General features: G+C 39.5%; 21 protein-coding genes. 8 read left to right on the plus strand and 13 right to left on the minus strand.

Features of this window, described 5'->3' with window-relative positions:
• Window positions 1-334: 334 nt before the first annotated feature.
• Window positions 335-1,156, plus strand: a complete 822-nt coding sequence (locus DPV97_RS00005; RefSeq protein ID WP_070714345.1) for a DUF5718 family protein — start codon at window positions 335-337, stop codon at window positions 1,154-1,156.
• Between the two features lie 88 nt (window positions 1,157-1,244).
• Here DPV97_RS00005 and birA read toward each other — a convergent pair whose 3' ends face one another.
• Window positions 1,245-2,159, minus strand: coding sequence for a bifunctional biotin--[acetyl-CoA-carboxylase] ligase/biotin operon repressor BirA (gene birA, locus DPV97_RS00010; RefSeq protein ID WP_083313300.1), 915 nt, complete (start codon window positions 2,157-2,159; stop codon window positions 1,245-1,247).
• A gap of 132 nt (window positions 2,160-2,291) precedes the next feature.
• Between birA and guaB the strand changes: the two genes are divergently transcribed.
• The 3 genes from guaB (at window position 2,292) to DPV97_RS00025 (ending at window position 6,446) form a co-directional block, all read left to right on the plus strand.
• The gene (guaB, locus tag DPV97_RS00015) at window positions 2,292-3,755 is read left to right on the plus strand and encodes an IMP dehydrogenase (protein WP_070714342.1); all 1,464 of its coding nucleotides are present in this window, start codon (window positions 2,292-2,294) and stop codon (window positions 3,753-3,755) included.
• A gap of 109 nt (window positions 3,756-3,864) precedes the next feature.
• Window positions 3,865-5,424 (plus strand): glutamine-hydrolyzing GMP synthase, encoded by a 1,560-nt coding sequence (guaA, locus tag DPV97_RS00020; RefSeq protein ID WP_070714339.1) that lies wholly within the window; start codon window positions 3,865-3,867, stop codon window positions 5,422-5,424.
• Window positions 5,425-5,549: 125 nt separating this feature from the next.
• Window positions 5,550-6,446, plus strand: coding sequence for an AEC family transporter (locus DPV97_RS00025; protein WP_243585041.1), 897 nt, complete (start codon window positions 5,550-5,552; stop codon window positions 6,444-6,446).
• A 17-nt stretch (window positions 6,447-6,463) separates the two neighbouring features.
• Here DPV97_RS00025 and DPV97_RS00030 read toward each other — a convergent pair whose 3' ends face one another.
• From DPV97_RS00030 to DPV97_RS00070, 9 genes are all read right to left on the minus strand, one after another.
• Window positions 6,464-6,709 (minus strand): YgjV family protein, encoded by a 246-nt coding sequence (locus DPV97_RS00030; RefSeq protein WP_070714337.1) that lies wholly within the window; start codon window positions 6,707-6,709, stop codon window positions 6,464-6,466.
• Between the two features lie 121 nt (window positions 6,710-6,830).
• The gene (locus tag DPV97_RS00035; protein ID WP_070714335.1) at window positions 6,831-7,160 is read right to left on the minus strand and encodes a branched-chain amino acid transport AzlD family protein; all 330 of its coding nucleotides are present in this window, start codon (window positions 7,158-7,160) and stop codon (window positions 6,831-6,833) included.
• Window positions 7,157-7,882, minus strand: a complete 726-nt coding sequence (gene azlC / locus DPV97_RS00040) for an azaleucine resistance protein AzlC (RefSeq protein ID WP_070714333.1) — start codon at window positions 7,880-7,882, stop codon at window positions 7,157-7,159. Before azlC ends, DPV97_RS00035 begins: the two co-directional genes overlap by 4 nt.
• A gap of 9 nt (window positions 7,883-7,891) precedes the next feature.
• A complete protein-coding gene (locus DPV97_RS00045; protein ID WP_070714331.1) occupies window positions 7,892-8,821 on the minus strand; it encodes a LysR family transcriptional regulator in 930 nt (309 codons plus the stop codon).
• Between the two features lie 114 nt (window positions 8,822-8,935).
• The gene (locus DPV97_RS00050) at window positions 8,936-10,891 is read right to left on the minus strand and encodes a site-specific recombinase (RefSeq protein WP_070714329.1); all 1,956 of its coding nucleotides are present in this window, start codon (window positions 10,889-10,891) and stop codon (window positions 8,936-8,938) included.
• A 145-nt stretch (window positions 10,892-11,036) separates the two neighbouring features.
• Window positions 11,037-12,089 carry a ferric ABC transporter ATP-binding protein gene (gene fbpC / locus DPV97_RS00055; RefSeq protein ID WP_070714327.1) on the minus strand — a complete coding sequence of 351 codons (1,053 nt, stop codon included), beginning with the start codon at window positions 12,087-12,089 and terminating at the stop codon, window positions 11,037-11,039.
• Window positions 12,090-12,113: 24 nt separating this feature from the next.
• On the minus strand, window positions 12,114-14,171 hold the full coding sequence (locus DPV97_RS00060; protein WP_070714325.1) for an ABC transporter permease: 2,058 nt from the start codon (window positions 14,169-14,171) through the stop codon (window positions 12,114-12,116).
• A gap of 65 nt (window positions 14,172-14,236) precedes the next feature.
• Window positions 14,237-15,271: an ABC transporter substrate-binding protein gene (locus tag DPV97_RS00065; RefSeq protein WP_070714323.1), complete on the minus strand. Its 1,035-nt coding sequence runs from the start codon at window positions 15,269-15,271 to the stop codon at window positions 14,237-14,239.
• A gap of 137 nt (window positions 15,272-15,408) precedes the next feature.
• A complete protein-coding gene (locus tag DPV97_RS00070) occupies window positions 15,409-16,449 on the minus strand; it encodes an ABC transporter substrate-binding protein (protein ID WP_070714321.1) in 1,041 nt (346 codons plus the stop codon).
• Window positions 16,450-16,636: 187 nt separating this feature from the next.
• Here DPV97_RS00070 and udk point away from each other — a divergent pair, with 187 nt between their 5' ends.
• From udk to DPV97_RS00090, 4 genes are read left to right on the plus strand one after another with little or no spacing between them, the layout of a single operon-like run.
• A complete protein-coding gene (gene udk, locus DPV97_RS00075; RefSeq protein ID WP_070714318.1) occupies window positions 16,637-17,278 on the plus strand; it encodes a uridine kinase in 642 nt (213 codons plus the stop codon).
• 8 nt (window positions 17,279-17,286) lie between these two features.
• Window positions 17,287-17,868 (plus strand): dCTP deaminase, encoded by a 582-nt coding sequence (gene dcd / locus DPV97_RS00080; RefSeq protein ID WP_070714316.1) that lies wholly within the window; start codon window positions 17,287-17,289, stop codon window positions 17,866-17,868.
• Between the two features lie 3 nt (window positions 17,869-17,871).
• Window positions 17,872-19,059 carry an AsmA-like C-terminal region-containing protein gene (locus DPV97_RS00085; RefSeq protein WP_070714314.1) on the plus strand — a complete coding sequence of 396 codons (1,188 nt, stop codon included), beginning with the start codon at window positions 17,872-17,874 and terminating at the stop codon, window positions 19,057-19,059.
• Window positions 19,059-20,237, plus strand: coding sequence for a sugar transporter (locus DPV97_RS00090; RefSeq protein WP_070714312.1), 1,179 nt, complete (start codon window positions 19,059-19,061; stop codon window positions 20,235-20,237). The genes DPV97_RS00085 and DPV97_RS00090 overlap by 1 nt, the downstream gene beginning before the upstream one ends.
• Before the next feature lie 47 nt (window positions 20,238-20,284).
• Here DPV97_RS00090 and DPV97_RS00095 read toward each other — a convergent pair whose 3' ends face one another.
• The 3 genes from DPV97_RS00095 to DPV97_RS00105 are packed head-to-tail and all read right to left on the minus strand — an operon-like array spanning window position 20,285 to window position 23,149.
• Window positions 20,285-21,268 (minus strand): peptide ABC transporter ATP-binding protein, encoded by a 984-nt coding sequence (locus DPV97_RS00095; RefSeq protein WP_070714309.1) that lies wholly within the window; start codon window positions 21,266-21,268, stop codon window positions 20,285-20,287.
• Window positions 21,261-22,244: a dipeptide ABC transporter ATP-binding protein gene (gene dppD / locus DPV97_RS00100; RefSeq protein WP_070714308.1), complete on the minus strand. Its 984-nt coding sequence runs from the start codon at window positions 22,242-22,244 to the stop codon at window positions 21,261-21,263. The genes DPV97_RS00095 and dppD overlap by 8 nt, the downstream gene beginning before the upstream one ends.
• Before the next feature lie 8 nt (window positions 22,245-22,252).
• A complete protein-coding gene (locus DPV97_RS00105; protein ID WP_070714306.1) occupies window positions 22,253-23,149 on the minus strand; it encodes an ABC transporter permease subunit in 897 nt (298 codons plus the stop codon).
• Window positions 23,150-23,158 lie beyond the last annotated feature (9 nt).

Consider the following 23,158-nt stretch of genomic DNA (forward strand, 5'->3'; position numbering starts at 1 on the left):
ACTTAAAAAGTATTATGAATTTCTAGTTAGCACCTATTAAGACTTCAAAATTAAAAAATATTTTTAAAACAAGTCAATCAACAAGTGCCCACACAGATTGTCTGATATATTGTTAAAGAGCAAAAAAGAACGACGCACCGGTTTTATAAAGCTTCACAACAGCGCGTCGTTGTGTGGGGCGTATTATAGGACTTTCAGGATTCTTTGCAAGTGCTTTTTTATAAAAAAATTCAATTTTTTTATTGCTTGATGATTTAATCATCAATGTGAATTGTCTTTATTCAATATTCAAGGTAAATTACCTCCAAAGAGTAAGCAATCTAATGAGGTCTTTATGAATTTTGAACAAATGATTGGTTTCGGGGTAGCAGGCAATTTTGCAGGACATTTAGAACAAGCCGGCGAGGCGGCTGATTTCACTCAAGTAAAAACAGAAAATGCCATTCAACCCAAAGCGATTTTCCCATTTTATATGCCAAGCGAAAAAGCTGGCTTTCTTTCTACCTTTCCTTTAAGTCACAATCAAATTAATTTTCCACAAGGTGCTGATAATCTGCAAATTGAGCCTGAAATTGCGCTTATTTGTGATCTGATCTATAAAGGAAAGCTAGTTGAGCATATTATTCCGCACTATTTTGCCGCCTATAATGACTGCTCTATTCGTCGTCCTAATGCGAAAAAAATCTGTGAAAAGAAAAACTGGGGAGCGGCAAGTAAAGGCATTTCACCAAAACTGATTCCTCTTTCTTCCTTTATTAAAGGAAGTGAAATTGATCAATATCGTATCGCTTGCTTCCATAAACGCAATCGCGAACTGAATACTTATGGTATTGACAGTCCTGCTATTGGTTATAGCTATTTCCACCAACAATTATTAGATTGGATCGTTGATAGAATGAATAATCAACCCGATGAGGGACCGATGAATCATATTGCTTCTTTATTAGAGCAAGCAAACTATCCGAAACAAGCGATTATTTGCATTGGCGCCACCCGTTATACCGAGTTCGGCGAAACACATTTCTTGCAACCTAATGATCTGAGTATTGTTGTCGTGTATAACGGTGAAAAATATTCTGCTGAGGAAATTGAGAAAATGGCAAGAGATGAAAAATTTGCAGATGACATTTCAGCGCTTATTCAAAAAGTGGTTTAGCATACATATAAAAAAATCTGCACCTCAATTGTTGGTTTGTTGAGTCCAACTTTTGGGGGGCAAAGCAATTTTGACCGCACTTTTTTGTTTACTTCCTTCTTAAAGAAACCTCTCCGGCATTAAAATAGCGCTCGCCTTCATCGGTTATGACTTTTAAATAACCGCGTTTATCAATTCCCTGCTCTATACCTGAAATCACACCTTGCTCAGTAAAGACATTCACTTCATCACCAAAAAATTCATTATGGTTTATCCATTGTTGCATGAATTCTTCATCAATGCCCTTTTCTTCAAATTGAGCCAATCGAGAATAAATACGTTGAATCACTTTAACAAGGATCTTTTCACGATTTATATCAGGATCCTGTTCGGTTAATTGTGCATACGGCTGACTAATTTTGGTTGATTGTGGCAATTTTACATTGATTCCAATACCAACCACTAAATTAAGCAACCCATTCTTGTGATTAATGATCTCCACCAAGATACCGCCTAGTTTTCGCCCTGAAAGCAAAATATCATTTGGCCATTTCACTTTCGCATTTAACGCTTCTACAATAGCTAAACCAATCACCAAACTTAATCCATCCAATGCTTTTTTAGGATCGATAGTCCAATAAAAACTGAAAATTAACTGCCCTGCAAACGGTGAAAGCCATTGGCGACCACGACGCCCACGCCCTGCTGTTTGATATTCAGCCAAACACAAATCACCTTTTTTTAATTGCTCAATTTGTCTTGATATAAATTCATTTGTTGAAGAAATGGTTTGATGATAATGCACAGAATAAGGGAAAAGTGCGGTCGAAATTGTTTGCGGATTTAACAAAGGCATTTCTGGCACTAACTGATAAACATCATTTTCTTCTTGAATATTCAATCCCGCTTCTCTCAAGAATGCCGTTTCTTGCGCCAATTCATTTGATGCAATATTTAAAAACGACATTAAATCTGACCGCACTTTAGGTTGGCAATCAGACAAGCAATCTAATAACGATGACATATTCATTCCTTCTCATAAAAACCTTGGCAAATCTTACCATAAAAGCGAAAAAATTCATTTTCAACCACATGAAAAATCTGTATAATCTCGCCGCAATATTTTTGAAACAATTTTTAACAGCGAGATATTGCCATGCTTAGAATTAAACAAGAAGCTCTGACTTTTGACGACGTTCTACTCGTCCCAGCTCATTCAACTGTTCTTCCGAACACAGCTAACCTCTCAACTCAACTCACCAAAGAAATTCGCTTAAATATTCCTATGCTTTCTGCTGCGATGGATACTGTCACAGAAACCAAATTAGCGATCTCTTTAGCACAAGAAGGTGGCATCGGCTTTATTCACAAAAATATGACGATCGAACGCCAAGCAGATCGTGTTCAAAAAGTGAAAAAATTCGAAAGCGGTATTGTTTCCGAACCAGTAACAGTTTCTCCAGATTTAACTCTTGCAGCACTTGCTGAAATGGTGAAGAAAAACGGCTTCGCTGGCTACCCTGTTGTAGACGGTGAAAATAACTTAATCGGTATCATCACAGGTCGTGACACGCGTTTTGTAAAAGATTTAAGCAAAACTGTTTCACAATTAATGACGAAAAAAGAAGACTTAGTTACCGTAAAAGAAGGTGCAAGCCGTGAAACAATTTTAGAATTAATGCATCAAAACCGCGTAGAGAAAGTACTTGTAGTGGATGGTGCATTCAAATTAAAAGGCATGATCACCGTTAAAGACTTCCAAAAAGCGGAACAAAAACCAAATGCATGTAAAGATGAATTTGGTCGTTTACGTGTCGGTGCGGCTGTAGGTGCAGGCCCAGGTAACGAAGAACGTATTGATGCTTTAGTGAAAGCCGGCGTAGATGTATTGTTAATCGACTCTTCTCACGGTCACTCAGAAGGCGTATTACAACGTGTTCGTGAAACTCGTGCAAAATATCCAAACTTACCTATCGTTGCGGGTAACGTAGCAACGGCTGAAGGTGCTATCGCATTAGCAGACGCAGGCGCAAGCGCAGTGAAAGTAGGTATCGGCCCTGGTTCAATTTGTACAACTCGTATCGTGACCGGTGTAGGTGTGCCACAAATCACTGCTATCGCAGATGCTGCTGCGGCATTAAAAGACCGTGGTATTCCAGTTATCGCGGACGGTGGTATCCGTTTCTCTGGTGACATTGCAAAAGCCATCGCTGCAGGCGCAAGCTGTGTAATGGTTGGATCTATGTTTGCCGGTACTGAAGAAGCACCGGGTGAAATCGAACTTTACCAAGGCCGTGCATTTAAATCTTACCGTGGTATGGGCTCATTAGGTGCAATGGCGAAAGGCTCATCAGACCGTTACTTCCAATCTGATAACGCTGCAGACAAGCTCGTACCAGAAGGTATCGAAGGCCGTATTCCATACAAAGGTTACTTAAAAGAAATCATCCACCAACAAATGGGTGGCTTACGTTCTTGCATGGGCTTAACTGGCTGCGCAACCATCGAAGAATTACGCACGAAAGCAGAATTCGTTCGAATCAGTGGTGCAGGTATTAAAGAAAGCCACGTTCATGATGTAACCATTACCAAAGAAGCACCAAACTATCGTATGGGCTAATCCGCAAGGTGGGCTTTGCCCGCCTTTTGTTATTTTAAAGTGCGGTTAATTTTTGCAAAATTTTGGAGAAAATTGACCGTCTACATTATCAATAATAAGAGCATTATAAATGACAAACATCCACAACCATAAAATCCTGATCCTCGACTTCGGTTCACAATATACTCAACTGATTGCACGTCGTGTGCGTGAAATTGGTGTGTACTGCGAACTTTGGGCATGGGATGTGACTGAAGAACAAATCCGTGAATTTAATCCAGACGGTATCATTCTTTCTGGTGGTCCAGAAAGTACCACTGAAGAAAACAGCCCGCGTGCACCTGAATACGTATTTAATGCTGGCGTGCCTGTATTGGGTATTTGCTACGGCATGCAAACCATGGCAATGCAACTTGGTGGTTTAACTGAGACCTCTGATCATCGTGAATTCGGCTATGCTTCTGTTTTAATGGATAATCCAACCGCACTTTTCGCTCATTTAAATGATGGCGATAGCAAATTAGATGTTTGGATGAGCCATGGTGATAAAGTCACTCGTTTACCTCAAAACTTCCAAGTTACCGGGACTACTCCAACCTGCCCAATTGCAGCAATGTCTGATGAAAGCCGTCGTTTCTACGGAGTACAATTCCACCCAGAAGTAACCCACACCAAAAAAGGTTTAGAATTATTAACTAATTTTGTCGTGAATATCTGTGGTTGCGAAACCAAATGGACAGCAGAAAACATCATTGAAGATGCCGTTGCTCGCATTAAAGAGCAAGTAGGCGATGATGAAGTGATTTTAGGTTTATCTGGTGGTGTAGACTCTTCTGTGGTTGCATTACTTTTACACCGTGCTATCGGCAAAAACTTACACTGCGTATTCGTGGATAACGGTTTGCTCCGCTTACACGAAGGTGACCAAGTCATGGAAATGTTCGGTGATAAATTCGGTTTAAATATTACCCGTGTTGATGCTGAAAGCCGTTTCTTAGGCGAACTTGCAGGCGTATCAGATCCTGAAGCGAAACGTAAAATTATCGGTAAAGTATTCGTAGATGTATTCGATGATGAATCGAAAAAACTCACTAATGTGAAATGGTTGGCACAAGGTACGATCTACCCTGACGTGATCGAATCTGCAGCAAGCAAAACTGGTAAAGCACATGTAATTAAATCACACCACAACGTAGGTGGCTTACCTGACTATATGAAACTTGGCTTAGTTGAACCTTTACGTGAATTATTTAAAGATGAAGTACGTAAAATCGGTTTAGCATTAGGCTTACCGGCTGAAATGATCAACCGCCACCCATTCCCTGGCCCAGGTTTAGGCGTGCGCGTATTAGGTGAAGTGAAAAAAGAATACTGCGATTTATTACGCCGTGCAGATGCGATCTTTATCGAGGAATTACGCAATAGCGGTTGGTATGAAAAAACCAGCCAAGCCTTCAGCGTATTCTTACCGGTGAAATCTGTCGGTGTAATGGGAGATGGCCGTAAATACGATTGGGTTATTTCTCTACGAGCAGTAGAAACAATCGATTTTATGACCGCACATTGGGCACATTTGCCTTATGATTTATTAGGCAAAGTATCTAACCGCATCATCAACGAAGTGAACGGCATTTCCCGCGTCGTGTATGACATCAGCGGAAAACCCCCAGCAACGATCGAGTGGGAATAACCTAAATCAATTTAAAGGGCAAATTATTTTGCCCTTTTCTTTTATCTATTGTTTAATATCCACAACTTTTCTTATCAAGATTCACTATGGATATCACTTTTTTACTCGGCACTAAAATTATTTAACTGACACTCATTGTACTTATTGGCTATGGGTTGGTTAAATCAAAATTATTAAAATCTGAAGATAGCAAACCACTTTCCATTATTGGGCTTTATGTCATCAGCCCATCGGTGATGATTGAAGCATTTCAAATTAATTACACATCTGAAATCCTGCAAGGTTTGCAGCTTTCACTGCTTATGGCAGTATTTCTTCACATCATTCTGATTATTATTGGCCGTTTATTAAAGCGTCTATTAAACCTTGATCCTATTGAGCACGCCACTTCCATTTATTCTAATTCTGGCAACTTGATTATTCCGATTGTGATGTCGCTATTTGGTAAAGAATGGGTCATTTACGCCAGCTGTTTTATTGTGGTTCAAACCTTTCTATTTTGGACACATTGCCGTTTGATTATTGTAGGAAAAGGAAATTTATCGCTGAAGACGATTGCCAAAAACATCAATATTTGGTCAATTCTCGTCGGAGCATTTTTGTTTGCTTTTCAAATTAAGTTGCCAAACATTATCAATGGCACGCTCTCTTCTATTGGTTTGTTTATTGGTCCGAATGCCATGCTTGTTGCAGGTATGCTGATTGCTGCAATTCCTTTACGAACCATCGTAGCATCCAAACGCATTTATTTAGTTACGCTATTGCGCTTGTTGATTATTCCGCTTGTATTATTGGTATTAATAAAGCTCATTGGCTTTGTACATTGGGTTGAAAAAGGTGAAATTATCGTGCTGATTAGCTTTTTAGCTACCACTAGCCCTTCAGCTTCGACAGTGACACAAATGGCGGTGATTTATAACAACAATCCACAAAAAGCCAGCGCCATTTATGGGATAACGACGCTGCTTTGTATGTTTACTATGCCACTAGTGATTGCGTTATATCAAATGTGGAGTAAATAGAAGAAAAGTGCGGTCAATTATTTAAGCACTTTTGATGCCGGTTGCTCTTTCTTCAAGCGATAAAGTTGATACAAATTAACGAAAACTAAGAATGCGTTTAGAAGTGCAACTGGATAAGATTTGATGATCAAACTGTAAATGACAAAGAGTATCGCCCCAATAGCATTGACAACTCTCAAATGAACAATTGATTTAAATAAAAAAGACACAGCCACAAAGAATGTTGCCAAATAACCTAATAATTCAATGAAATTAAATTCCATAAATCTCTCCGTCAACAATGATTGAAGCGGCATCATAAAAGATTTTGGAATTCAGGGAAAGAGGCGAAATAAAAGCAACCGATTGCAATATCAAGAAATTTTTATTTCGCTCAACATTCGCTTAGATAAAGACTTTTTGCACTAAAAACATATAAAAAATTGTGCCTGCCGAGATGGAAATAAACATATTCTTTTTCCAGAAATGCAATCCCAATACCAAAGCTCCCGCAATAAAATCGGGCAAGCCGTGATAACTACTCAACACATCCACATTTTTATAGCAATACACTACTAACATTCCAAACATCGCGGCAGGTAATACTTTGCCGAGATAACGGATATATTCTGGAATAGGGCGATTTTCAGGAAAGATCCAGAAAGGCAACAAGCGGGTAAATTGCACGCACAAAATACAAATAGCAATGGTGATAATCTGTTCCATCAATGTCATTTTAGTGCCTCCAATTTAGGTGAAAGTTTAGGACGTCGTACCGTTAATAGAATCCAGATACTGATTAGCGTTGGCACTAAAAAGTGTTCTTTCCCCACAATTAACAGAGATGCAAAAGCCACGCCTAAACCTAACAATGAACTTTCGTGAGATTTTTCTTTTAGCCAGTTTTCAGCAAAGATTACGAGGAAAAGTGCTGTCATACCAAACTCTACCCCTTTTAAATCAAAAGGAATGATTGAACCAAATAGGTTACCTAATCCGGCTCCAACGACCCAATAGAGGTGGAGATAAAAACTGACAAAAAACATGTACCAGCCTTTATCTAAATGATCGGGGATCTTCGCCATATAGTTTAGGGAAAAACTTTCATCTACTAGAGTACTAATTAAATACCAACGTTTTTTCCCAATTTGAGTACCATATTTTTCTAACATGGAAATGGCATAAAAAATCTGACGACCACTTACCATCAGCGTAACTAATGCAACACTTAAAGGCGAAAAAGGCATAACTAAGGCGGCGGCTGCAATAAATTCAACAGATCCGGCATAAATTAATGCTGCCATTGCAACGGGGAACCAAACACCGAATCCAAGTGCTTTCATGTAAATGCCGTATGCAATGCCTAAAAATAAAAAGCCAGCAAGCATTGGCATGCTGTAAGGAAATGCTGCTTTTGCCGCGGCTTTGATGGGATTTTCTGTCACTACTTCTGACATCTTGACCTACTACAACGCTAAAACAGACAAACCAGGTAAGGTCGAAAAACTTTGTGCTTTTACTGTTTGATGGAAATCTTCGATATAAGCTAAATTGGCATCTTCTTTACGAATTGCCGCATAAAGGTTACTGTACAACCCTTCTTCTGTAATTTTACGTGCTACTACATACCCTTTTTCTAAATAAGGCAAGGCAGCCCAATAAGGCACAGTGGCAATACCACGACGACTCGCCACTAACTGGATCAAGGCGATCGTTAGCTCTGTCGTACGACGAGGCGGATTAATACCTTTTGGTTTCAACACTTGACGATATAAATCTAACATATCATCAGGCACAGGATAGGTTACCCAAGTTTCCTCAACAAAATCTTCCGCCTGCCAAACATCTTTATTCGCTAATGGATGATCTTTAGAACAAATTCCCACCATTTCATAAGAAAACAGCGGCTTAAATAAAACATCATCATTTTGTTCAACGTCTGACACAATTGCCCAATCTGCACGATGAGATAATAACAATCCTACCGGATCGGTATGGAAACCTGAGACGATATCCAATTCTACCAAGCTCCAATGTTGACGAAATTCATCCATCGCAGGCATTAACCAGTCGAAACAGGTATGACACTCTACTGCAATTCGTAATTGCCCTGCATCACCGTGTTTTACACGTGCTAGCTCACGTTCGGCATCAACCACTTTTGGAAGAATTTCATTGGCAAGACGAATCAAACGATCGCCTGCTGCAGTAAAACGCAATGGATTACTTTTACGCTCAAAAAGAGGTAAACCGAATTGCTCTTCCATTAACTTAATTTGATGAGAAAGTGCCGATTGTGTTAAATAAACACGTTTTGCCGCCATCGAGACGCTGCCCGTTTCCTTTAAAGCAAGCAAGGTTCTTAGGTGACGAAGTTCAAGAAATGTGGGTTTCATTAGAATAATTCATAAAGTTATAGCATTAGATGAGCGACATGATAACGCAAATTAAATTTGTCGAAAAGAAAGTGCGGTCAAAAACGTTGATATTTTTGACCGCACTTAAGACGATTATTTATCTAATTGAACGGGAAGAAATAAGCTCAATGGACGTTTTTTCACAATTTGGCAAACTTCATGCCAAATTGGCCACCAACTCTCAATTTCCGCATTCAAAGAACGCAGTGCAACCCAAAGCGTTAATGAAAAACTGACAATTAAATTCACTAAACCAATCAACAATACAAAACCAATGCATTGTAAAAGCAATGAGTAGGTGAATTGTCCGCTCACAGCAATATAGCCTACATTCGCAGATGAAAATGCCACATGACGAATATCTAACGGAAGGTGCGTTAAGTAACCTACCACACCCGTAAGACCAAGCAGCATACCAAAGCAAAGATTACCGATAAGCGAGCCATAATTCTCATGCATATAATTCGCAAATTTAACGCGAGATTTCTCAGACATTAATTTTTTCAATAATGGATGCTGCGTTAAACGCATACGCATATTCAAATAATTGCTGCGGTTATCAAAATAGCCAGAAATAATCCCTGAACAGAATAACCATACACCCGCAATGGCTGCAAACCATAAGGTTCCCGCAAAAGGATCAATGCTATGCAACTGATAAGCGATTTGATCAGCATTCATCAACGGCTCACCTGTTTTATATTGGTAACCAAAAGCAATCAATGCAGCCAATCCCATCGCAATAAGTACATTGCCTAGCACCGCAATACTTTGAGAGCGAAATACATCTACTAATAATTGAGCTAATTTCATATTGACGCTTTTACCTTGAGGCGTTTTCTCAACAGCCTCAGCAAAACGGGCTGCAGTCATGGCTGGCTGTTTCGTCGCTACCGTAAAATGCAACATAAAGATCACCATAAAACCTAAGCCGTAATTTAAGCCTTCGGCAATCCCTTTCCAGACTTTGTCATCAATAATGCTACCTAGATAGATTTTAAATAGCGCCATCAGTGCAATTAATACTCCACCACCTGCCGCAGAATAAAACATTGCCCAGTACTCTTTTTTATCTCGAGTAATGTAATGCTCGCCATGATCGCCCGCATTTTGGGTAATGCTACGTGAAATTAATCTTGAGCTTTGTTTCCATAATCGGGTGATGCTATGTTTTTCTGCTGCTGCGCGGGCAAAACAGCCAGTTAATAACAATATTCGGCGTGGTAAATAGCGATTTGAAACAAAAATCGCCATCAAGGTTTCTAATCGTTCTAAGGTCTGAGAAAGACGCTCCAGTAAATAAGCCGTATTTAAAGAAAAGCCCACCACGGCTCCACGTTTTTGCAAACGCTCAACCAATTTTTTACATTGGCTAAACATTACCTGTAAATGGCTATCATCAAAAACGGTTGATTGGCGACGTGCCTGTAACCAATTCACCACTTCATGGTGCAATGCGACAAAAGGGGAATCAGCATTCAACAGAGAGGGCTCCATTCGCATCAGTTCAGGATCCATATCTTCAGCTGCAATCCAAATTGAAAGCATCTCAATGGCAAATAACCCTTCACTTTCAATATGATTTTTTAAACGTTCCCGATCTTTTTGTTCTGTATAACGGGTTAAAACGCCAAATACGCCTCGCCACGTTTTTAATGGGACGGCATCAATCCAGCGCGCATCATTTTTATCGCTAAACAATAAATAAAAAATATCACGTAAATCATTAATATCTTTAAAAGAGGGGTTAAAACGCTCATAAATACGCGTTTTCATTTCTTGCCCAAAACCGCCACGCGTAAGAATACCACTGCTAATAAACAACGGGTAAAGACGTAAACCACATAACCAACCACATAATAATTTCGAAACAGAACAGCCTAATTCTTTGTCGTTCTTTAAGATAAACTTAAACAAATGCAAGGTTGGAGAAATTTTTTCTGTAGGGCTGCTACGTAATAATTGGCACAGTCCTTCCACAAGACCAAAGGCATCATTTTCCTCGACTTTATTACGCAAAAATTGCGGTAAAGTATCCGGTTTTATCATGCTTTCCTCCTGTAATCGTTTATATTCAAAGGGTAAATATTATACAGATCTGTTAGGGAAAATAAAAATGAAAGAAAAAGTGCGGTCAATTTTGAAAGGGTTTTAAAAGAAAAGGCGTATGTTTCCATACGCCTTTAGATTGATATTATTTCTCTTTCTTCAGCAAGAAAATGCCTTGTTCAGAGAAGTTCACATAAGCTTGTTTCAGATTAGCATTGAAGTCTTCAGGTTTGGTGTTAATGAGTAATTCTTTGCCAGCCCAAATCGCCACCACTTCCCAGTGGTTACCCATATAGACCGCACTCTTAATTTCACATTGTTGTGCTGCCTCGCCTTCTGCTTTTAAGTAAATCGCTTCAGGACGTACGCCCACTAAGCATTCGCCATCTGGTAAATTAAATTGTGCCGCATTACTTAATGGCAATTTGTAGCCATTCACGTCAATGGTGTTATTTTCCAATTTACCTTCAAAGATGCTAGATTCACCCATGAAGTTTGCCAGGAATAAAGAGTTTGGACGCAAATAAAGCTCTTTTGCCGGGGCTTTTTGCATGATTTTACCTTTATTCATGACGATAACTTCATCGGACACCGCAAATGCTTCAGTCTGGTCGTGAGTCACATAAAGTGAGGTAATACCTAAACTTTGTTGTAATTCACGGATTTTTTCACGCATAGAACGACGTAAGTTTGCATCCAAGTTACTTAATGGTTCATCAAAAAGTAAGACTTTTGGTTTTAATACTAACGCACGTGCTAATGCTACACGTTGTTGTTGACCACCCGAGATTTGATCCACGAAACGATCTTCAAACCCCGCTAAGTCAACCAACTCTAACGCTTCTTTTACACGTTTAGCGCGCTCTTCTTTGCTCACGCCTTGCATACGCAAACCATAACCTACGTTATCACCGATACTCATGTGCGGAAACAATGCGTAAGACTGGAATACGATACAAATATCACGATTTTGAATAGATGATTTGGTTACATCTTCGCCATCGATAAAAATTTGACCTGAAGTTGGATTTTCTAAGCCTGCTACTAAACGTAGCACCGTGGTTTTACCACAACCAGATGGACCTAATAAGGTTACCATGGTGCCACGTTTAATGGTTAAATCTAAATTATCAATGACTGTGGATTTACCAAAAGATTTAGTGATATTTTTTAATACTAAGAAATCATTATTACTCATAATATTTACCTACAACTTAACGAGTTAATTCATTTTTTTCGCTTTAGAACGGGAAATTCGGGTATCACCCACAATCCAGTCAAAGAATAAAATAATGGCCATCATCACGATGATTAAAATCGAACCGTATGCAATCGCAACACCATATTCACCATCTTCTACACGGTTTAAAATATAGGCGGTTGCCACACGTGTATCAGCGGTGACTAAGAAGATAATCGCACTCACGGTGGTCATCGCACGAACGAAGCTGGTGACCAATGCAGAAAGTAACGCTGGTTTTAACAATGGTAAAACGATAAACCACAAGGTTTTCCATGAGCTACCTTTTAAAGAAAGAGATGCTTCATCGAGTGATTTATCTAATTGACCAAGACCTGCAATGGCTGCACGCATACCGATTGGTAAATCACGCATGACCATTGAGATGATCACGATAATGCTAGTACCTGTAATATAAAGCGGCGCATTGTTAAAGGCTAAAATATAAGATACCCCTGCAACGGTTCCTGGTACCGCAAAACAAAGCATGGTTAAGAACTCAAGAGATTTTTTACCTTGGAAATCTTTACGCACCACAATATACGCAATTAATAAACCGAAAAGTGCGGTCAATGGTGCGGCAATTCCCGCATAGATTAAGGTATTAATCAATGATGGCCATGCTCCATCGCTTAAACCTTGGCCGAATAACATCGCATAGTTTTTCAAGGTTAAGGTGTAATCTACGCCCCAGTTTACGGTGAAACTACCGTAGAAAATACTGCCGTATAACGCTAAGTTAAAGAGTACCCAGAAACCAAGCATACCGATGATGGTATATTTCAAGCCGGTAGGTAAATCTTGTACATCACCACGATAGGATTTGCCTGAAACGGTCACATAAGAACGGTTACCAATCCAAATATATTGGATGATAAATACGGCTAATGAGAAGATTAAAAGCATCGAACCTAAGGTACTTGCTGAAGCATAATCTAGTTGTGAGCCCGCAATATAGAAGTAGATTTGTGTTGCGATTACGTCAAAGCTACCGCCCAATACTAACGGGTTACTAAAGTCAGCTAAGGATTGGATAAACACGATTAAAAATGAGTTTGCCAATGCCGGACGCAATAATGGGAAGATGATATTGAAGAAGGTTTGGTAACGATTTGCACGTAAGGTGTAAGACGCTTCTTCAATTGATGGGTGAACAGATTTTAATGCCCCATCTAAAATCATGAATGAAATCGGTGCAAAAGCAAGAATCTGTGCAATGGCAATTCCGTTAAAACCGTATAACCAGTTGTGGTTCTCAAATCCAAATGTTGAAGCTAAGAACTCTGTCACATAACCTGAACGGCCAAGCATCAATGTTACCCCTAAGCCCACAACAAATGGTGGTGTAACGATTGGTAAAATAGAGAAAATTTTACCAATAAATGCCGTTCTACGAGCAATACGGGTGGTATAAAGTGCAAAAGCTAAACCGAAAATCGTTGATACGATACCTACAAAGCCAGATAAGAATAACGAGTTACTAATAACACGTACAATATAGCTTTGAGTCAGAATTCGCATCACTTGTTGCGGTGCAAAGGTATCACCGTCATAGAACATTGAAACAAAGATTGCCAATGTTGGATAAACGATGAAGAAGAAAATTAATAAGATAATGCAAAGTAAAGAGGCGATAATAAATTTATCCCCTTGCATCACTTTCAATTTAGCGAAAGAAAACGTCGCCAATGCGGTTAAACTCGCGATTAATACAATCACTGAATAACCCATGCTGACTTTATAAATTGTCGCACTGACAAAGATAAACAATGTCGCCGCAGCAACAAGATAAAGCTCTGCTTTCGCTTGCGTATCCTTCGGTAATTTAAGAAGTGGCATCAAACCGTATAAAAGAACCGGTAAAAACCATAATGCCGTAATATTTAACGAAGACCAACCCATTGCACCGAGGTATTCATCACTTGTACTTTCAAACAAGCCATAATCTAAAGCGTGGGAAGGCAGAAGAAGAAATGCAATAATAGCAAGAATTATCCAAAAGTTAGCAGATTGGATAATAGGAAATTTATTTGCGTTCATACAACCTCGCATAAAAGAAAAAAGCGAAATAATATAATAGCTATTATTTCGCTATGTATACATCATTATTTTGCTAATTTAACATCATCAACCCATTTGGTGATCAAACGTTTACGTAAATCACTTGAGCCGTATTTGTCAAAATCATAATTAATTAAATTAATGGATTTAAAATCGAGCGCATAAGGCGATTGCTCAGCGGTGCTATTGGTTAAAATAGAATACGCTTCCCCTTTTTTCCAGGTTAGCTCTTGTGCTTCTTTTGATAACGCCCAATCCACAAATAATTTCGCATTTTCAAGGTTTCTTGCACCTTTAATCACGCTCACACCACCGATTTCATAACCGGTACCTTCACAAGGTACGACTAATTCTACTGGAGCTCCTTTTGCTTTCTCTAAAGAATATTCATGTAAAAAACCAATTCCGATTGCGGTTTCACCACGTGCCGTATTACGGGTTGCGGTATTACCTGATTTGGTATATTGGGAAACGTTTTTATTGAGTTCTTTGAGATATTTGAAGGCTTCATCTTCCCCCCAAAGTTGAATATAGGTCGCTAACTGAGTATAACCTGTTCCAGAACTTTGTGGATCTGCCGCTTGGATCTCATTACGATAAGCAGGATCAGCTAGATCTTTCCAACATTTTGGTGTCGGTAAATTAAGTTTTTTCAAACGTTCAGGATTGATACCAAAGCCTAATACACCGAGATAAATTGCGGAGGAATAGTTTCCCTTAATTTTAGCGGGATCTCTAAACTGTTCAGGAATTTGCGCGAGATTTGCGGATTTATAAGCTTCAAGTAAGCCCATTTCACCTGCTTGAGAATGAGGATCAAGCGTACCGCCATACCACACGTCCCCTTGAGGGTTGTCTTTCTCAGCATCAATTTTGGCTAAAATTGTGCCTGTGCCACCTCGGATAAAACTGGTTTTGATACCGTATTTTTTCTCGAAAGCCATGGTCTCTTGCTCGCACATCGTGTTTTGTGCACTACAATAAACAACTAAACGGCCTGCTGCTGATGCGTGAGAACTCAGTAACACTCCACCAAATACAACACCAGAAAGTGCTAAAGCAACGTTAGACATTTTCATTGGTTCACTCCTGTGTTTATAAAATAAGATGAGCCTAGACGCTCATCGTAGAAACCCACGTAAAAAACTATTTAGTGGGGCTAAAATGGCAAAAGTGCGGTCAAAAAATCTCATGTTTTTCAACCGCACTTTAAACATTATTTCGCTAATTTAACGTCTTGAACCCATTTTTCAATTAAGGCTTTGCGTTGTTCGGTCGCACCGTATTTTTCAAAGTCATAATTGATCAGGTTAAGTTTGTTTGGATCAAACGCAGTTGGCGATTGTTCCGCAGTGGTGTTAGTTAAGATTTGTAAAGAATCACCTTGTTTCCACGCTAACTCTTGACCTTCTTTAGATAATGCCCAATCCACGAATAATTTTGCGTTATCGATGTTACGCGCACCTTTTAAGATACTCACGCCACCTAACTCATAGCCGGTACCTTCACAAGGAACCACTAATTCCAATGGTGCGCCTTGACGTTTTTCAAGTGCATAATCGTGTAAGAAACCGATACCTACTGCAGTTTCACCTCGTGCTGCATTACGAGATGGGGTAACACCTGATTTGGTGTATTGCGATACGTTTGGATGTAATGCTTTTAAGAAATCAAACGCTTTATCTTCGCCCCAAAGTTGAACGAAAGTAGCCAACGCGGTGTAAGCTGTACCCGCACTTTGTGGGTCAGCAATTTGCACTTCACCTTTTAAGCGAGGATCGGTTAAATCTTTCCAGCATTTGGGTACTTCTTTAATACCTAATTTTGCTAAACGCTCGGTATTCACACCAAAACCTAAGATCCCCATGTAAATAGCGGATACGTAATGTCCTTTGGTTTTCGCTGGATCACGGAAACGTTCTACGATTTCATCAATGTGTTTAGATTTATAAGGTTCGATTAAGCCTAATTCAGCCGCTTGTGCTTGAGGGTCGAATGTACCACCAAACCATACGTCTGCTTGCGGGTTATTTTTTTCTGCTTCAACTTTTGCAAAAGTACTGCCTGAACCGTTGCGAATAAATGAGGTTTTCACATCATATTTTTCGCCAAACGCTTTCGTTGTCGTTTCACAAAGAATGTTGGTCGCACTACAATACACCACCAAACGCCCTTGAGCATTAACAGCTGATGATGTCATGAAGCCTGCGGCTAAAAGTGCGGTTGAAATGGAGAGAGAAATTTTATTCATTTTCATCGTACACTCCTCATAAATAACACTGATGAAATAATAAAAACGAACACATCGTAAGCGAAAATGAAAGAAATTTCCGTGAACTACTTCACAAATTTAAAAAATTTAAATAAAAAAGAAAGGTGAATTTAAACTGATTTTTCTTTATAATCCCAATAATTTTTACCTTCCGTTTTTTTGAGGACGTTTTATGTCAAACTCATCTTGTATCATCATCGCCATTACAGGGGCATCCGCTTCAGGAAAAAGCTCCATTGCATCTACCGTTCACAAAGAACTTTGTAATGAATTAGGTTGCCAAGAAATTGGTATCATTGCGGAAGATAGCTACTACAAAGATCAAAGTCATTTGGAAATGAGTGAACGTGTGAAAATGAACTACGACCACCCGAATTCAATGGACAGAGATTTACTTATTCAACACTTAAAAGACTTAAAAAACGGAACTGCTGTGGATATTCCTGTCTACAGTTATGTTGAGCACACCAGAACAGGCGAAACCAAACACTTTACGCCAAAGAAAATTGTTATTTTAGAAGGGATCTTATTGCTTACAGATGAACGAGTTCGCCAGTTAGCCGATATTTCTGTCTTTGTGGATACACCATTAGATATTTGTTTTATCCGACGTTTACAACGTGATATGGAAGAACGTGGCCGTTCATTACAATCTGTAATTGACCAATATCGTGCAACTGTTCGTCCAATGTTTTTGCAATTTATTGAACCATCAAAACAATATGCGGATATCGTCATTCCTCGTGGTGGTAAAAACCGCATTGCGATTAATATGTTAAAAGCTCAAATTCTTCATTTATTAAATCAAAAATAGGAAAAATCATGCGTCTTTGCGATACCGATATCGAACGCTATCTAGATGATGGCATTATTTCTTTAACGCCTCGTCCTGACAACGACAAAATCAATGGTGCAACCATTGATGTGCGTTTAGGCAATTCATTTCGCGTATTTCGTGAACATTCAGCCCCTTATATTGATTTAAGTGGCCCGAAAGAAGAGGTCTCAGCTCAACTTGAATCCGTAATGAGTGATGAAATTATTATCGGTGATGATGAAGCCTTCTTCTTACATCCAGGTATGTTGGCGTTAGCGACCACATTAGAGTCTGTAAAACTCCCTGCCAATATTATCGGCTGGCTAGATGGTCGTTCCTCTCTTGCCCGTTTAGGCTTAATGGTGCATGTGACCGCTCATCGTATCGACCCTGGTTGGGAAGGTAAAATTGTGTTGGAATTCTACAACTCCGGCAGATTACCTTTAGCATTGCGTCCGAATATGGTGATTGGTGCATTGAGTTTTGAAGTGTTGAGTGGCCCAGCAGCGCGCCCTTACACCAGTCGTAAAGATGCCAAATATAAACATCAGCAAAATGCGGTGGCTAGCCGAATTAATGAGGATTAATCAATGAAAAAGATCGCAATTAGCCTGTTGATCGTGCTGTTTGCGATCTTTGCTTTTTTCTACATTCAACTTAATCAACTGAAAAATAGTATTGCCGATCATTTAGCGCAATATGATATTCAAGCACATGATTTTTCACTAAGCCTTCTACCTCAACCAACGGTAAATTTATCGGGTTTGAAATACCATCAACTTTCAGCTGAAAACATTGAAGCTAAATTTTCGCTCTTCCCTCTGTTTTCAGGTAACCCTATTTTAGAAGAAGTACAAATCACTCATTTTAAGCTCAGTGAACAAGCCTTAAACTATACCAATATTCATGGTCGCTTTACTGATTTTTCACTTAAAAATATTTTTAACCAAAACATTGCGTTTAAAGGTGAAAGTGCGATTACTCTTTCTCTTGATAAACCGATTTATGGCACAAATACAAAATATCAGTTTGTATTTAGCAAGGGAAATATTAACCTAAACCATCAAGGCAAAAATCTGATTCAATTTGTCAATTCCCGTTTAAATCAACAACCACTGGGTTACATTGAAACTTACGTTGATTTCTCAAAACCGGTTAAAACAGTCAATGCCTATTTACAGCCAGATTGCCAACATTGTTTAGCCACTTTTAAATTTAGTCATAAAGAGCAACAAAGTGCGGTCAATTTTTCCGGTAAAAATTTCCCAATGACACAGATCACCGCCTTACTGAATGTTCCCAATACATTAACCGGTAATGCTGATTTTAATATCCAACTCGCGCTAACCAATTCTGGACTCACCAAAGGAGAATTTAGTTTCGATGCTCAAAATGGTGAACTTTTAGGATTAAATTTATTGGATATGGCGGCACAGTATTTACCAATTAACTACAACAGTGATTTAACCGCCAGTAGAAATATGAACACCCCTTACGAGCGTCTTGAGTCACATCTTTTATTTGAAAACCACTTACTCACAGTGGATAAAATAAGATTAAAAACAACCGCACTTTTAGGTGAGGGTTCTGGAGCCATTGATTTAGATAATGTACAATGCGACATCGATTTAACTTTAAGATCGACTAACGAAAAATACAAAAAACTTGCATTACCTATTCGTTTTTTCGATAGCTGTTACGCCCCACAATATAAGTTAAATATCGATAAAAATGTCCGCCATCAACTTAAGGAATTAATTAAAGAGAAATTAAAATAATGTCGTTTTACCAAAAAGCAGAAAAAACTCAATTTTGGCGCGTAGTTATCATGGCTTGCGCCGCTTTTATTTTTAATACCACGGAATTTGTACCTGTTGCTTTACTCACCGATATCGGACAAAGCTTTAATATGCAAACCTCTGATGTCGGCTTAATGATGACCGTTTATGCCTGGACAGTTCTTATTATGTCCCTGCCTGCAATGCTTGCCACAGGTAAAATGGAACGTAAAAGCTTACTCGTTAAGCTTTTCATCATTTTTATCATCGGACATATTCTTTCCGTAATTGCATGGAATTATTGGATTCTTCTTATTGCCCGTATGTGTATCGCGGTGGCCCATTCCGTATTCTGGTCCATCACCGCTTCTTTAGTGATGCGTGTTGCACCTAAAAATAAAAAGACACAAGCAATTGGTATGTTAGCCATTGGCACATCACTGGCTACAATTCTCGGTTTGCCACTAGGACGACTAGTCGGTCAACTTGTGGGATGGCGCATTACCTTTTCGATTATTGGTATATTAGCTTTGGTGATAATGTTCTTAATTATTCGCTTATTACCAACATTACCGAGTAAAAATGCTGGGTCAGTTTCAAGTTTGCCTATTTTGGCTAAACGTCCACTATTAATTGGACTTTATGCAACCACGGTAATTATTGTTTCGGCCCACTTTACAGCCTACACCTACATTGAGCCATTTATGATTCAAATCGGACATATGGATCCTAATCTCGCCACTATGATTCTCTTGGTCTTTGGCATTTCAGGTGTAACCGCTAGTGTGATTTTTAACCGATTATACCGTTTAGGTGCCGCACAATTTATTATCCATGCGATACTGTTATTAGCGCTTTCTTTAGGATTTATGCTTACTTCAGCTGGCTATACCGCAACAATGTTTGCCTTAGCCTTTATTTGGGGAATTGGCATTTCCTGCATTGGTTTAGCACTACAAATGCGTGTATTGCAACTTGCCCCCGATGCCACTGACGTAGCAACAGCCATTTTCTCGGGTATTTTTAATGCGGGAATTGGAGCTGGAGCACTCTTCGGGAATCAAATTATGCGACATGTAGGGCTTGAATACATTGGCTTTAGTGGTGCAGCATTAGCCATTATTGCACTAGGAATCTTTGTCTTATTCAACTTACGCTATCGCAATCAAAACGCCTAAAAAAATGACCGCACTTACTCAAGTGCGGTCATTTTCTTTTCTCTTTTCTAATCGAGATGGAAGCAAGCAATGAGCTTACCATCAGGATATTTTTCCAATTTAGGCTGCTCATTTCGACATTTATCGGTCTCTTTCCAACAACGTGGATTAAATGCACAGCCTTTTGGTGGATTAATCGGACTTGGTAATTCCCCGGTTAATTTAATCCGTTGACGACGTAATTCAGGTGACAATCTTGGTGTCGCTGAAAGTAAAGCTTGCGTATAAGGATGTTGTGGATTTTTAAAGATCTGCTCTTTTGTGCCCATTTCAACACAGCGGCCTAAATACATCACCATCACTTCATCAGCAATGTGTTCAACCACTGAAAGATCATGTGAAATAAACACATAAGATAAACCAAGCTCAGCTTGTAAATCCATCATCAAATTCAGCACTTGTGCACGAACAGATACGTCTAAAGCTGAAACAGGTTCATCCGTTACAACCACGTCAGGATCAAGCATTAGACCACGAGCAATCGCGATACGCTGACGTTGACCACCCGAAAACATATGTGGATAGCGATCATAAAACTCGGCACTTAATCCCACTTTCGCCATCATGGATAACACTTTTTCTTTACGTTCTTTTGCCGATAGATTGGTATTGATGACTAATGGTTCTTCCAAAATTGTGCCGATTTTCTTACGCGGATTTAGTGATGCATAAGGGTTTTGAAACACAATTTGGATTTTCTGACGGCGCAATGCTTTCGTTTCGTGATCATTCACTAAGAAATTTTGCCCGTTGTAATATAACTCCCCTTCTGTCGGTTCTTCTATCATCGTCAAAAGACGACCAAGCGTCGATTTACCACAACCTGACTCACCCACTACAGCGAGGGTTTTACCTCGCTCTAAGGAAAAAGACACGCCATCTAATGCTTTCACTTGCTGTGTTTTAGCAAACATCCCTTTTTTGACAGGATAATATTTCTTCAGCCCAATGGCATTGAGCAATGGAGCATTTTCTTGTGCGACATCAGACATTGCTAGGTTCTCCTTGGGCATTTAATGGGGTATGACATTTAACTTGTCTATTCCCTACTTGGCGCAATTCAGGTTCCACTCGTCGACAAAGATCCATTGCATACGGACAGCGTGGATTTAACAAACAGCCTTGTGGGCGATCGTATTTACCTGGCACCACTCCGGGTAAAGATTGCAAACGAGATTTACCTTCTGCAAACTCCGGTAAAGAACGCAATAACGCTTGAGTGTAAGGATGTTTTGGTTCACGGAAAATATCTTCTGCTCGTCCTTCTTCCACTACTTGTCCCGCATACATCACAATAATACGATGCGCCGCTTCTGCAACTAACGCAAGATCGTGCGTGATCAGAATCAACGACATACATTCTTTTTGCTGTAACTCAAGCAACAAATCTACAATTTGAGCTTGAATGGTCACATCCAGTGCGGTGGTTGGTTCATCTGCAATGAGCAATCTCGGTTTACATGCAATCGCCATAGCAATCATAACGCGTTGGCTCATCCCGCCAGAAAGCTGATGCGGATAAACATCAATACGTGATTCAGGATCAGGAATACCGACTAAGCGTAATAGCTCTAAGGTGCGTTCACGGCGTTCTTTTTTGCTGCCGCCTTGATGCGCCTTAATCGCTTCCATAACTTGGAAACCTACGGTATAAGCAGGGTTTAAGCTTGTCATCGGGTCTTGGAAGATCATGGCAATATCTGCGCCAACTAATTTCCGCTTTTCTTTTGGCGGTAAGCTTAAAAGATCTTTTCCGTCAAATTCTAGGCCTTTCGCTGATACACGCCCTGGAAAATCAATCAAGCCCATCACTGCAAGGGAACTCACTGATTTCCCTGAACCCGACTCTCCAACAATGCCTAATACTTCGCCTTGATTAACTTGGTAGCTAATACGATCCACCGCTTTAAAAGGTGCTTTTTCATCACCAAAGTGAACAGAAAGCGCTTTTACATCTAACAATGCCATTCTGCCCCCTATTGTTTTAATTTTGGATCGAGTGCATCACGCAACCCATCACCCATTAAGTTAAATGCTAAAACAAGCGATAAAATTACTAAACCTGGAATAGTAACCAACCAGTTTGCAGCCTGCATAAAGCTACGTGATTCAGATAACATAGTACCCAATTCTGGTGTTGGTGGTTTGGCACCAATACCTAAGAAACCTAAAGTCGCTAATTCTAAAATAGCGTTAGAAATCCCCATCGTCATTTGTACAATGAGAGGTGCTAGGCAATTCGGTAAAATGACAATAAACATTAAACGTAATACGCTTGCTCCCGCCACTCGTGAAGAGGTGACATAATCTCTGTTTTTCTCATTCAATACCGCCGCACGTGTTAAACGCACATAACTTGGAATGGATACCACGGCAATCGCCAACGTCGCATTCGTTAAAGAAGGCTCTAAAATTGACACCACCACAATGGTTAAAAGCAAGTTTGGGATAGCCAACATAATGTCAATAAAACGAACAATTAATGTATCTAATGCCCCGCCATAATAGCCGGCAAGCAAACCAAGACTCGTCCCTAAAATGCAAGATAAAATCACAATAATGAAACCCGCAAAAACAGAAATGCGTGTACCATAAATAATACGAGAAAGAATATCTCGGCCAATGTCATCTGTACCCAGTAAATAAGCAGAATTACCACCGTCATACCAAGCTGGTGGTAGCAATAAAGCTGAACGATTTTGTTCGATAGGATCAAAAGGTGCTATCCAAGGGGCAAAAATACTGATTAATGCCACAGCAAGGATAAAAGTGAGGCCAATCACCGCCCCTTTATTTTGTTTGAAATAAAACCAAAACTCCTGCAACGGTGTGCGAGGAGCAAAAGTTTCAATAGATAGAGTTTGTTCCGTCATTAATAAGGC

The organism is Haemophilus parainfluenzae, from assembly GCF_003253005.1.
GTDB classification, from domain to species: domain Bacteria; phylum Pseudomonadota; class Gammaproteobacteria; order Enterobacterales; family Pasteurellaceae; genus Haemophilus_D; species Haemophilus_D parainfluenzae_M.